General features: G+C 40.9%; 8 protein-coding genes and 1 pseudogene. 5 read left to right on the forward strand and 4 right to left on the reverse strand.

Translation table 11 applies throughout. The features are described 5' to 3' along the window. Nucleotides 1-322: 322 nt before the first annotated feature. Together gntT and V7K98_RS26940 are read right to left on the reverse strand one after the other, a co-directional pair. A complete protein-coding gene (gene gntT, locus V7K98_RS26935; protein WP_335027549.1) occupies nt 323-1,672 on the reverse strand; it encodes a guanitoxin biosynthesis MATE family efflux transporter GntT in 1,350 nt (449 codons plus the stop codon). A gap of 305 nt (nt 1,673-1,977) precedes the next feature. Beyond that, on the reverse strand, nt 1,978-4,974 hold the full coding sequence (locus V7K98_RS26940; protein WP_335027551.1) for a GAF domain-containing sensor histidine kinase: 2,997 nt from the start codon (nt 4,972-4,974) through the stop codon (nt 1,978-1,980). 425 nt (nt 4,975-5,399) lie between these two features. On the opposite strand from V7K98_RS26940, the gene murJ reads away from it, so the two are divergent. The 3 genes from murJ to V7K98_RS26955 all read left to right on the forward strand — a co-directional run bounded on the left by murJ (nt 5,400) and on the right by V7K98_RS26955 (nt 8,152). Then, entirely contained in the window at nt 5,400-7,004 is a 1,605-nt protein-coding gene (gene murJ, locus V7K98_RS26945; RefSeq protein WP_335027553.1) for a murein biosynthesis integral membrane protein MurJ, read from the forward strand. A 128-nt stretch (nt 7,005-7,132) separates the two neighbouring features. Continuing rightward, nucleotides 7,133-7,645 (forward strand): outer membrane beta-barrel protein, encoded by a 513-nt coding sequence (locus tag V7K98_RS26950; protein WP_335027555.1) that lies wholly within the window; start codon nt 7,133-7,135, stop codon nt 7,643-7,645. Between the two features lie 222 nt (nt 7,646-7,867). Further along, complete coding sequence (locus tag V7K98_RS26955; protein ID WP_335027557.1) at nt 7,868-8,152, forward strand: hypothetical protein; 285 nt, start codon at nt 7,868-7,870, stop codon at nt 8,150-8,152. Between the two features lie 539 nt (nt 8,153-8,691). Here V7K98_RS26955 and V7K98_RS26960 read toward each other — a convergent pair. Next, nucleotides 8,692-8,907: pseudogene (locus V7K98_RS26960) on the reverse strand (elongation factor G); the annotation flags it as partial. Nucleotides 8,908-9,150: 243 nt separating this feature from the next. On the opposite strand from V7K98_RS26960, the gene V7K98_RS26965 reads away from it, so the two are divergent. Both V7K98_RS26965 and V7K98_RS26970 read left to right on the forward strand, forming a co-directional pair. Further along, nucleotides 9,151-10,062, forward strand: a complete 912-nt coding sequence (locus V7K98_RS26965) for a tetratricopeptide repeat protein (RefSeq protein WP_335027559.1) — start codon at nt 9,151-9,153, stop codon at nt 10,060-10,062. 145 nt (nt 10,063-10,207) lie between these two features. Then, nucleotides 10,208-10,756 (forward strand): phosphate-starvation-inducible PsiE family protein, encoded by a 549-nt coding sequence (locus tag V7K98_RS26970; protein WP_335027562.1) that lies wholly within the window; start codon nt 10,208-10,210, stop codon nt 10,754-10,756. 229 nt (nt 10,757-10,985) lie between these two features. Here the strand turns inward: V7K98_RS26970 and lepA are convergent, their stop codons facing one another. Then, the gene (gene lepA, locus V7K98_RS26975; RefSeq protein WP_335027564.1) at nt 10,986-12,797 is read right to left on the reverse strand and encodes a translation elongation factor 4; all 1,812 of its coding nucleotides are present in this window, start codon (nt 12,795-12,797) and stop codon (nt 10,986-10,988) included. Nucleotides 12,798-13,124 lie beyond the last annotated feature (327 nt).

Raw genomic sequence — 13,124 nt, forward strand, 5'->3', positions numbered from 1 at the left:
TCATTTTGACGGTTAGAGAGACGCGATAAATCGCCGTCTCTACAGGGAATTTATCCATCAATTATTTATTGACAGACTACTAGCTCGATAAAGAGTAGAAGGGAAGTTACTGCTTCCCTTCTTTTGTGGCATCACAGGAAAAACTTTATCCCCTTGCACAATTGCGACAGGGGCATTGTGCCGCCAAATCCAGAGCTAGAAATCGCCAGGGTGTTGTAAGTTTTCTATAGGTGAAAGATTTCTTCGTCAATAGCGCTGTTAAGCCATTTAGTTAAGTGTAAAGCTTGAAATTCATCTCAATTTATCCTAAAAATAACCGTATTTAATCTCTTTGTGACGTATGACATCCCTGTTTTTTACTTAATGTTTTTGGTACGCACAATGCCAAAGTTATTGTTCTTGCTGCCATAAATAAAGACATTGATAGCCATAGTAAATGGCTATTATGGAAATACCAAGCTATAATTGCTGATGGAATAAAACCGATTATAGTGGCTGTAAGCATTGCTTGACGAAGTATCTGACCTTGAGTCAACCCTAGAAAATAACCGTCTAGCGCATAAGCGACCGAGCCAAAACCTAAAACTGGTAACAACCAAGGAATATAAGAGCGCAAATTATTGATAATTTCAGTATGATTGGTCAGCAATCTTAACAATGATTCTGGGGCAAAAATAAATGCAGTAGCAAACATTAATCCTATAACCAAGCTACTGACTACAGAAGTTTGTAACAGTTGCTTTAAAGAAGTAATATTTCCACTACCTTGATAAATCCCTGCCAAGCTCTCAGTAGCGAATGCCAAGCCATCAATGAAATATGCTGCCAAGCTCACCACTTGCATCAGAAGGGTATTTGCCGCCAGAATTTCAGTTCCTAACATTGAACTGAGGTTGCTAAACATCGCCATTGTCGAAATTAAAACGAAAGTCCGAATAATAATTTCTCCATTCAGCATTAAAGCTGATTTTAAAGCAGAGAAGTCAAATAATTCCCCGATTAAAGCTCGTATTTGCTTGAATGAAATTGTTTGACAATATAGCAAAGTACCTACTATTAGCATGAGATACTGACTAGTGGCTGTTGCTAACCCAGCGCCTCTACTTGACCATCCCCACCGAACAATAAATAGATAATCAAGTAGTACATTGGCAAAATTACTAATGGCTGAAAGCAACAACACTTTACTACTTTGTGCTTGTCCCAAAAACCAGCCAATCAAGACAAAGTTAATCAATGTTGCTGGAGCACCCCATACTAAAGCATTATAGAAATCAACTCCCGAACTTTTAACTTCTGGTGTAGCACTTAGAATCGCAAATCCTAACATTTGTAAAGGTTGTTGAAATATCAGAATTACGAGTCCTAATATCAGTGCTAAGATTCCATGCTGTAAACCAATTACTACTGCTGATTGGTTATCTTTACGTCCTATCGCCTGTGCAACCATTCCAGTTGTACCCATGCGTAAGAAGCCGAATGTCCAATAAATGTAATTGAATAAAATTGTTGCTAGTGCAACACCTGCTAAATGACGAATCTCCGTTAAATGCCCTAAAAATATTACATCTATTAGCCCTGCTAACGGAACCATTAGATTTGAAAGAACATTCACAGATGCAAGTTTGATAAAATGACGGATGAATACTGAACTTTGAACAAAGATAGACAAAATTAGCAAACCTCTTGACCCATATTATAAATTTTAACTGGGAGATAACACCTACCTTTGCATCCTAGTACACTCACAATCAGTATATTAATAACTAAGGAGTAAATGGGGCTATTAGCTATTTTTTTCTATGACTTCATACGTTACCAAACTAATTCCAAAACTTTTGAGACACCATTGCTCTTAGCCGGAAATGTCTTTAACGTGACTTGGTTCTCAAAGAATGTGAAAGTATGAATTAAATCTGTATCGTTCCTCAGTCCCATACTTAATAATGAGTGATAATTATCAAAGACTAGTCACCTCTAATTACTACTGGGAATTTCAATCAAAAATTCTGTTCCTTCTCCAGGTTTAGACGAGCATCTAATTTGTCCATGATGTTTTTCAACTACTATTTGATGACTAATAGACAATCCTAAGCCCGTACCTTTACCTGGTGCTTTGGTAGTAAAGAAGGGATCAAACATGTGCGATCGCACTTCTTCTGGAATCCCCAAACCATTATCAGCTATTCTAATTACAATCTGGTTATTAACCGCTTGCGTACTAATCCAGATAGTCAAAGGTATTCTAGGACACCTTTGGGATAACTGCAAATACTTTTGCTGTATAGTTTTAAATTTTTCCTCCAATGCATCAATACTGTTACTAAGAAGATTCATAAACACTTGATTTAGTTGCGCGGGATAGCATTCGAGCAAAGGGAAAGTAGCATATTCTTTAATAATCTCAATAGCTGGGCGTTCATTATTATTTTTGAGCCGATGCCCTAAAATTAGCAAAGTACTATCCAATCCTTCATGAATGTCTACTGCTTTCAATTCAGCCTCATCTGTACGAGAAAAGTTTCGCAATGATAGCACAATCTCACAAATTCGCTCTGTTCCTACTTTCATCGATTCAAGGGTTTTTGGTAAATCTTCGATGAGAAAGTCTAAATCAGTCTTGTCAATTTGCTTTTGGACAGTTGACGATAGGGAGGAATTTTGACGGTAAAGTTTCACTACCTTTAGTAGTTCTTGAGTATATTCATTTAAATGGATGAGATTGCCAAAAATAAAACTTACAGGATTATTGATCTCATGAGCGACTCCAGCAAGTAGTTGCCCTAAGCCTGCCATTTTTTCACCCTGAATTAACCTAGTTTGAGTTTGTTTTAATTCTTGCAGGGCTTGAGTTAGTTCTGATGTTTGACGTTTGGTTTGTTCGAGTAATTCTGCTTGCTGAATCGCAATTCCAAATTGCACAGCTACTTGAGCTAGTAAATTTATTTCTTCCTCTTTCCAATAACGCGGTTGCGAATTTTGATACGCAACTAATAATCCCCATAATTTCTCGCCTTGTCGAATGGGAACGAAAGTTTCGTTGCGAGGAAGTTTGTTATCATCTTCTGTATCTTCAAAAGTTTTTATAATCATTGGTTGGGCTTGTGCAACAGGTTTCCAACCATCCTTAAAGGAATCTGCCACAAACTTACCGCTCCAATCTGCGTTGAAGCGGTAGATTGCAACTCGCTCGACTTCGAGCAATTCTCGCACAGCTTGAGTAGTGGTTCTAAAAATAGTCTTAATATCGAGTGACTGGCGGATTTTATCAATGGTTGCAGCTAGCAATTCTTGCCGTTCCATTGCTTTCTCACGTTCAGTAGCTTCTGCTAACTGAACAACCTGTATTTGAACTTGTTTTAAATAAGAATCCTGTTTTAATGCGACTCCCAATTGCTCGGCTATTTGACTAGTAAATTCAATTTCAGAGGGTTGCCAATAACGAGGAGCAGTACATTGGTGAATACACAGTAATCCCCAAAGTTCACCTTTTTTTAATAGAGGTGCAACCATATTTGCCCGCACTTGAAATTTTTCTAGGATTTGGACGTAGCATCCTGGAAACTTGGCTTGATAAATATCAGCGATCGCATTTACTCGACCTTGAGCGTAAAGGGGTGCAAAGTTTTCCCCGAAGCAATAATCATAAACTTTTTCTGCCATTACCGATTTACACTCAGGGACAAAATCCTCAGAAATAAATTCTCCTTCCCAATCTTTTTGAGGATCAAAACGAAAGACTGTCACTCGGTCTGCTTGCAACATTTTCCGAGCCTCGGTGACAGTAGTTTGGAAGATTGTATCTAAATCTAGAGACTCTCGAATTCGAGTAATCACGCTAGTTAATGTCTTTTGTTGCTCTGCTTGGTACTGAGCGTGTGCCAGCAACTTATGGTGTCGCAGTGCCACACCAATTTGTGTACCAATTTTGGTCAATGATTCGACTTCATAAGATTGCCACTGTCTGCGTGAAGTATTTTGGTAAGCAGCAATGACTCCCCAAAGTTGATCTCCTTGAAGAATAGGAGCAGTTGCAAAAGCTTTTGCCTGGAATTGCTCCAACAGGGTTACATGACAGTCTGTTAATCCGGCTTGATAAATGTCATTGGCTGTAAATGTCTCGTTGTTAACATAACGCCCGCCTTGCGTCTGTTGTAAATAAGTATCAGCGATCGCAGGCTGAATGCCAACCAACGGAGTCCAACCTTCAGCAAATGATTCAGCAAGAAAGTTACCACTCCAATCGGCATTAAAGCTAAAGATGGCAACTCGATCGGCTTGCAGTAACTGACGTATTTCTTGAGTTGTTGTTTTAAAGATGGTTTCAATATTAAGGGGTGAGCGTATTTTATCGACAATCTGAGCAATTACTTGGTCACGTTGAACCACTTGAGCCAATTTTGCGGCTTGTAATTGGACTTCGTGAAGATGCTTCGCTTGTTGAATGGCAACAACAAGATGGTCAGCAATTTGACGAATAAATTCAATTTCCGATTCTTTCCAGTTACGAGCCTCACTGCACTGATGAATGCAAAGCAACCCCCACAGTTCCTTCTGGCGCGATAAAGGGACAATGAGGTTGGCCTTGATCTGAAATTTACTCAAAAATGCGATATGACAATCACTCAGTCCCGCTTTGTAAATATCTGCAACTGCTTGTATTTGACCTTGTTGATAACTAGAAGCAAATTTTTGCTCAAAACAGTGGTCGTAAACTTTTACTGCCAATGCTGAGTCCCAGCCAAGGGCAACATCCTCAGAAACAAATTCTCCTTCCCAATCTTTTTCCAAGTCAAATTGGAAGACTGCTACACGATCGGCATTTAGCAACTGACGCACTTGTGTAACGGTAGTTTGAAAAATCGTTTCTAGGTCAAGAGACTCCCGAATTCTTCCAATTACACTCGCCAGAGCCTTTTGTTGCTCTAGTTGCTCTTGAAGTTGATTTTCTGTGAAATTTGAATTTTGTTCCATTGCTCTGGATTTTGTCGTTTTTATGCAAGAATTCCTCATACCAAACTTCATGAGTCAAAAATATGACAAACTGCAAATTTTTACAGCGTTCAACTATTTCCCAGAAGATGGTTATTGTTATAGTTCCCCTTTATTGAACTATCCTCGTAATGGGTTAAAAAATAATTTTGGCTTGTACACAATAAAAGACATCAATAATTTAAGGTTTGTAGTCAGGGCTGAAACCCGTGCTAAGAGCTAATTTTATTGATTTTACATTGCGATCGCAGTAATTTAGTTTAGCTCCCCGCAGGCATCGCACTTAAAATGATTGCCATCAGACTATAAACTAATGACTGATTTGCCAAAATTTACCTGACAGACTACGGAATTTCAGGTTAAATGTTTTAAAGTATGCACTCTGCAAGAGTTGTCGGGTATTATTCGTGACACAACAAGACCAAAAACCCTCTCGTTCTTTCGCTGGAATTGCTGGCATTGTTGCCGCAGCCACATTAATTAGTAAAGTCTTCGGTTTAGTGCGGCAGCAAGCGATCGCTGCGGCTTTTGGTGTTGGTGCTGCTGCTACCGCCTATAGCTACGCCTATATTATCCCTGGTTTTCTATTGATATTACTCGGTGGTGTCAATGGGCCATTACACAGTGCAGTTGTCAGCGTTTTAGCCAAGCGGCGGCGAGAAGAAGCGGCTCCCCTAGTGGAAACTGTGACAACACTGGTGGCTGGAATGCTGTTGTTGGTGACAGTTGCTCAAGTTTTATTTGCGGATGCGATCGTTGATATAGTCGGTCATGGTTTGGAAGAGACAACCAGAGCGATCGCCATTCAACAACTCCGCATTATGGCACCGATGGCTTTATTTGCCGGTTTAATTGGCATCGGCTTCGGTACTCTCAATACCGCCAATCAATATTGGTTACTCTCCATTAGTCCTTTATTATCAAGTATTACTGTTGTTGGCGGTCTTGGTTTCTTAGCGATGCAACTGGGTAAGGATATTATTAAACCGGAAAACGCTTTAATTGGTGGAATGGTCTTAGCTTGGGGAACTTTGGCAGGAGCAATTCTCCAATGGTTAGTGCAACTAATTGTCCAGTGGCGTTTAGGATTAGGCACATTACGCCTGCGGTTTGATTTTAAATCCCCAGGCGTTCAAGAAGTCATTAAAATTATGACTCCGGCGACAGTTTCCTCTGGAATGATGCCAATTAATGTTGCCACTGATCTTTATTTCGCCAGTCCTATCCCTGGTGCTGCGGCAGGATTTAACTATGCGAATCTATTAGTCCAAACTCCGTTAGGGATTATTTCTAATATCATTTTACTGCCCCTGTTACCGATATTTGCCAGACTTGCTGGCCCAGAAAATTGGCCAGAGTTAAAATCACGCATTCGCCAAGGACTTTTACTCACTGCCTTCACCATGCTACCGTTAGGGGCGCTGATGGTGGCATTATCAGTACCTATTGTACAGGTGGTATATGAGCGCGGTGCTTTCAAGCCGGAAGCTACAAAGCTAGTTTCATCCTTGCTAGTTGCTTATGGAATTGGGATGTTTGTGTATTTGGGACGTGATGTTTTGGTGCGCGTATTCTACGCTTTAGGCGATGGACAGACACCTTTTCGCATCAGTATTTATAACATCTTGCTCAATGCTGTACTAGATTGGTTTTTTGTGGAACCTTTTGGCGCTCCCGGTTTGGTGTTGGCAACAGTGGGTGTAAACTGTAGCTCAATGTTGATGCTGTTGTGGTTACTCGATCGCAAACTCAATGGTTTACCTTGGCGTGAGTGGGGTTTACCGATTTTGGGTTTGGCTGCTGGTAGCGTGGTAGCTGGGCTAGCAAGCTATGGGACTTTGCTTGGTTGTCAACAATTGCTAGGCAAAACGGGTTTATTAATTTTGGTGTTGCAGTTGTGCATATCTGGTTTCGTAGGGATTACGGTGTTTGCTGCGATCGCTTTCGGGATGAAAATACCAGAGGTGAATATTTTTATATCTCGTCTACGTCAGCGCTTTTTGAAGAAGTAACTAACCAAGTGGGTGAGAAATAATTCAGCCACTTGGGTGAACCAGATGTGCGAGGTTACATTTTGTAAAAAAAGAGATTCTAGTACTAGAGAACATTGATTTTACCTAACTCTGGTGAGAAGAATTCTATGAAACTTACAAAATTAGCTGCCTCTGCACTTGCTATTGCTTCCATTGTCCTCTCGGCAGGAATTGCTTCTGCTCAAACAGCCGGTACAAACGGTAATTATATTGGTGCTGGGATTGCAGTTGGTGCAACCAGTGGCGGACAAGGAAACGATGAGTCACAAATTGGCGGTAATATTCAAGGACGATACGCCGTTCCGAAGACACCTATTTCACTGCGCGGTTCTGCGCTGTATGGTGGTGATGCTGCCGCAATTATGCCCATCGTGACTTACGATGCGGCGATCGCTAAAAATACTAACGTTTACTTCGGTGGTGGTTATTCTTTTGTAACTGAGGAAGGTCAAAAAACCCCACTGGGCAATCAGAATTCACCTGTAGTCACCCTTGGTATTGAATCAGAAGTTAGCAAGAATGTCATTGCTTATGGTGATACTAAATGGGGAATTGATGCCTACAGAAATAGTGATGCTGATGCCGTCAGCTTCCAAGCTGGATTAGGCTATCGTTTCTAGTTATTACGAGCTAGGAAACAGCTTATTCGCAAACTAAAGCAATGATGTTTACCAGCCCTAATAGTAATTCGTTCTGTCATATCTGAGCATCCACACTCAGATATGACAAATTTTTTAATCATTTTTATTTATGATTATGATAACCAATTATATTTGGCTGTTATCAATAGTTTCTCTTAAAGTGAAATAACGAATTTTAAATATGCATAAAAGATATTACTCATGGAAAAGATTAATTCCATTCCAGAAATACTGGGTGAAACAACTGATGTAGAATCTTGGCTAATTCGGGCTGGGCTAAGATTTTCAGATTTAGGTAACGATGCCGCAAGTTTTGCAATCCGTAAGCAATGGCGAGAGTATCAAGCCGCAGTTCAAAGATGCTGTGCAACCCTACACCAACCACCTTCACATGTTCAACTAAGCGGCGACTATGCCAACCTGAGAATACCTGGTGGTACATCAAGCAGTTGTGCGTTCATCTGTCGAGTCATCCCAAGTGCTTAGACTTGGGCTGTTGGCTAGTCCTCATGAATTCGTCAATAAGTAGGTAGACATAATTAAATATAAGCAGGACTTACGCAAAAAATAGCCTAAACCTTGAGTTTCTGGTAGGGGCAATTCATGAATTGCCCCTACCGCGTGTAGTTTTGCGTAAGTCCTAATAAGATCAAACCTCACCCTCAATCCCTCTCCTTAGTAAGGAGAGGGAAGCCGGAGGCAGGGTGAGGTTTTATATTTAATTTGACCCACTTACTTAACACCATTGATAAAACAGATCCCCGATCGCTTTTACCAAAGAATTGGGTCTAAAGCCCCGTGCTTCACGCAATGCTTTAAAGTAATGAGTAAGGAGTAATGAGTGGATGAAAAATGGGTATTTACTCATTACTTATTACTTATTACTCATTACTCCTTCTTAAGAGCGCCTTTAGGTCGGTGAGGATGTCAAGAAATTGGGGATTTATGGTTTTTAACGATCGCAAATCAAAAAAGCTGACTATGGTGATGTTGCTCAGATTTTAAGAATAATCTCAAATCCAAAATCATTTATTACCGTTGCCGTTACCACCATTGCCATTGCTGTGAATGACACGTTCAGCAAGCTTTTCCGGTACTTCCTGCAAATGGTCATATTCCCAGTGGAAGGAACCAACACCAAGAGTAAGCGATCGCAACTCTACAATAAAATTTTGCATCTCTGCTTGTGGCAAGTATGCAGAGAAATTATCCCAGCTTTGCCAATCGTTTCTCCCCTCATTCGGAATTACTACTCCTGACTCCTGAATTCTATTTAATAAAAAATGGTTCTCTGGAGTCAAAACTACCCCTTCTTTAATTTTTTATTATCCTTCTTTTAATCGGAAGTAAAAAAAATGTAGCCTGTAGTAAGATTTATCTTAATAAAAGTTAATCTCAGCAAAGTTTAATAGCGAATCTAAAATTTTTGTAAATAACTTTTTATGAAGTAAATTTAACTGAAAGTGTTGCGAATCAGAAAATCAATGAGATTATCATTTTCTAAATATCCCATAGCAGGGTTAGTAAGTTTGACTTTGTTAGTTGTTAGTATTCCATCGCCATCTTTTTCCCTTTCTCCCTCTTTCCCCTCAAAGCTGGCACAATCTGATGGTAAAACCGCCATAGACTACTTGAACCGAGGTTTACAGGCAATTCAGGCGGGAAAAGTACAAGATGCGATCGCAGCCTTTAAACAAGCAGCCAAATTAGATCCGACATTAGCACCAGCGTACTATAATTTAGGGTTAGCATACCGACAAACGGGACAATTACAACCCTCTGCGGACGCATTTTATCGAGCAACGCAAGCCGATCCGAAATTTGCTCCAGCTTTTGCTAATTTAGGTGGTGCGCTGTTAGAAGGCAATAATTTACAGTTAGCTAACGATTATTTGCAGCGATCGCTAGAACTCGATCCAAAATTAGGATTTGCTCACTATAACTTGGGGTTGGTACGAGAACAGCAAGGAGATTGCGAGAAAGCGATCGCATCTTTTAAAAAAGCCATAGAATATAGCAAAAATGCACCAGAACCTCCTTACCATATAGGCATGTGTTATCTCCACCAAGGTAAACTAGATCAAGCAAGAGATGCCTTTAATCAGGCAGTAAAAATTAATCCAAAATATCCAGAAGCTTACTACAATCTTGGTTCCATTTGGTTTCAGCAACGCAAATCACAAGAAGCATTAGAGGCTTTTAGAAAATCAGCCGAAGCTAACTCTAACTATCCTAATGCTTATTATGGTGCAGGATTAGCTTTTATACAGTTACAGCAATATGGAGATGCAATACAAGTATTGCAATTCGCTAGAGATTTATACAAAGCTCAGGGTAATCCTCAATGGGCGAAAAATGCCGAGGAATTGTTGCAACAAGCACAAAATTTAAAATGAATAGTCATTTGTCTAAAACCCATGACTAATGACTGATAAATTACCAACCTCGCGGAGGCACAAAAACTTAATATTCTATAACATAAAACTATTGGGTTGACTCGCTGGTGTGGTCTGAACTTGTCCCGATTGGAATGGAACCTACATGCAAAAGCGCCAGAAAAGTCGATTTTTATTTAGCGATCGCTGGCTTGATCGGCACTCAATTGTTCGCAACATGGAAGCCTTTCAAGACCTAATTGTGATTGTTTTGTGTTTAGGTTTATTCGCCGTCATGCTGATCCAATTGTGGGGAATAGCGATCGCCCTCATCCAGCCACTAGACTATAAACATGTGACTGCAAAGATACTATTTGTGTTGATTTTAGTCGAGTTATTCCGACTATTAATGGTCTATTTGCAAGAACATAGTATTTCTGTAGGAGTCGCAGTTGAGGTAACAATTGTATCTTTACTGCGAGAAATAGTAGTTCATGGTGCGCTGGAAATTTATTGGGTTAATACACTTGCAATTTGTGGTTTGTTATTTGTTCTGGGTGGACTACTCGTAGTTTGTGCTAAAACGCCACACATGGATTGCATGAGCGCGAACAGTAAGCTTTGTCCCGTTGTGCCTAGAGGAGGTAGGGAACGGCAAAATGATTTGGAATTACAGTATTCACGTCAATGTGATGAAAAGCAACCTCTTGGCTAAATTCCGATGAAAATATTCCTAAGTGGGTCAAATTAAATATAAAACCCTGCCTCCGGCTTCCCTCTCCTTACTAAGGAGAGGGATTGAGGGTGAGGTTTGATCTTATATTTAATTACGCCTACCTACTTACCGTGAAAAATCAGATGAGGGGTCAGGTTTTTTCTGTTGTTTCAGGTTGAGATATAGCCGCAAGCCGTCAATTATCTCTGAGGATTACACACTAATTGAATCAACTTTGATCCAAGCGCAGTACTGCCATAAAAGCTTCCTGGGGTACATCCACAGTTCCGACAGATTTCATCCGCTTTTTACCTTTTGCTTGCTTCTGCAAAAGTTTTTTCTTCCGACTTATGTCACCACCGTAGCACTTGGCTAAGACATCTTTCCGCAAAGCAGGGATATGTTCGCTGGCGATAACTTTACTGCCAATAGATGCCTGAATTGGGACTTTAAATTGATGGCGGGGAATTAGTTCCTTGAGTTTTTCTGCCATTGCCCGCCCGACGTTGTAAGCTTTGTCTCGATGGACAATCATCGCCAAGGAATCCACAGGATCGCCGTTAATCATGATATCCAGCTTCACCAGAGGATTTTCACGGTAGCCAATGATGTGATATTCCATACTGGCGTAGCCGCGCGATCGCGACTTCATTTGATCGAAAAAGTCAGTTACAACTTCCGCTAAGGGAAGCTCATAAGTAAGTGTGGTTCGTCCTTGGGTGAGATATTTCATATCCTTGAAGATGCCACGGCGATTTTGTGACAACTCCATCAAGCTGCCGACATAAGTTTCCGGCGTAATCATCTCTACTTTGACGTAGGGTTCTTCAATTCTTTCGCGATCGTTGGGAGAAGGCAGGCGGCTAGGATTATCAATGTACAGTTCTTCTCCTTTGAGGGTAATCACCTTATAAACCACTGAGGGGGCCGTAATGATCAAATCGAGATTATACTCTCGCTCTAGGCGTTCCTGGACAATTTCCATGTGCAGCAAACCCAAGAACCCGCAACGGAAGCCAAACCCCATAGCGCTGGAAGTTTCTGGTTCGTAGTGCAGCGCTGCGTCGTTGAGTTCCAGCTTTTCTAAGGCTTCCCGCAAATCTTCAAATTGGTCAGCATCAATGGGGAACATCCCGCAAAAAACCATCGGGTTCGCTTCTGCGTAACCTGGTAATGGTGTCTCCGCTTTCGCCTTACTGAGGGTAATTGTGTCTCCTACCCGTGCATCAGCCACGGCTCTAATTGACGCTCCCAAATAGCCTACTTCCCCGGCGTGCAGTTCTTCAACTTGCTTTTGAGTCGGAGAAAGGACACCTAACTCATCAATTTCAAATTCTTTACCGGATGCCATTAAATGGATGCGATCGCCTTTTTTGACAGTGCCATCCATCACCCGGAAATACACAATCACTCCCCGGTAACTGTCGTAATAGCTATCAAATATTAACGCGCGTAAGCGTTCATTTATGGTATTGGGCGGTGGCGGTATCCGCTCGACAACGGCTTCTAAAATCTGATCAATACCAATTCCTTCTTTAGCAGAAGCCAGAATCGCACCACTGCAATCTAAACCGATAATTTCTTCAATTTCGCCAATTACCCGTTCTGGTTCAGCCCCAGGCAAATCAATTTTATTCAAAACCGGGATAATTTCCAGGTTACTCTCTAAGGCTAAATAGACATTTGCCAAAGTTTGCGCCTCCACACCTTGAGACGCATCTACGACTAATAGCGCTCCTTCACAAGCAACAAGAGAGCGGGAGACTTCATAAGAGAAATCCACGTGTCCCGGAGTATCAATTAGATTCAGCACATACTGCTGACCATCTTTCGCTGTGTAATTCATCCGGGCAGCTTGCAGCTTAATCGTAATGCCGCGCTCCCGTTCCAGATCCATGTTGTCGAGAAACTGTTCCTTCATCTGCCGGTCTTCAACAGTGCCAGTAGCTTGTAGCAAGCGATCGGCGAGGGTTGATTTCCCGTGGTCGATGTGAGCAATAATACAAAAATTGCGAATGCGAACTGCGGGAACGTCAGTCATATACTATCTTTGCCTTAGCAGCAACCAAAGTTAAAAGAGCAATTTACTTAATGTATTTTAATGCTTTATTAGCCAAGAAGCTCTTTGCTTTTAGCGGGTATTGGAGACTGGAGACTAGGGAATTGGGAAGAATTCTTCCCAATTCCCAATTCCCAATGCTCAATTCCCAATCCCCCTCTTCACCTTATCTTTAACTTTCGATCTAAATAGGTGGACTTTTAAGAATATTATGAAAGTCTATTTGTCGCTGCTAGTATTCAACAGCTAGGAGCGTACAATAAATGTAAATAAGTACATGTAGGGATCATGTAAGTATCTTGGACAATT

This window comes from Nostoc sp. (genome assembly GCF_036917435.1).
GTDB lineage: Bacteria > Cyanobacteriota > Cyanobacteriia > Cyanobacteriales > Nostocaceae > Nostoc.

Excerpts from the sequence above, each read along its gene's own strand:
- V7K98_RS26970 (WP_335027562.1), top strand. The coding sequence starts at position 10,208 with ATGCAAAAGCGCCAGAAAAGTCGATTTTTATTTAGCGATCGCTGGCTT.
- V7K98_RS26950 (WP_335027555.1), top strand. The coding sequence starts at position 7,133 with ATGAAACTTACAAAATTAGCTGCCTCTGCACTTGCTATTGCTTCCATT.
- lepA (WP_335027564.1), bottom strand. The coding sequence starts at position 12,797 with ATGACTGACGTTCCCGCAGTTCGCATTCGCAATTTTTGTATTATTGCT.
- V7K98_RS26940 (WP_335027551.1), bottom strand. The coding sequence starts at position 4,974 with ATGGAACAAAATTCAAATTTCACAGAAAATCAACTTCAAGAGCAACTA.
- V7K98_RS26955 (WP_335027557.1), top strand. The coding sequence starts at position 7,868 with ATGGAAAAGATTAATTCCATTCCAGAAATACTGGGTGAAACAACTGAT.
- V7K98_RS26965 (WP_335027559.1), top strand. The coding sequence starts at position 9,151 with ATGAGATTATCATTTTCTAAATATCCCATAGCAGGGTTAGTAAGTTTG.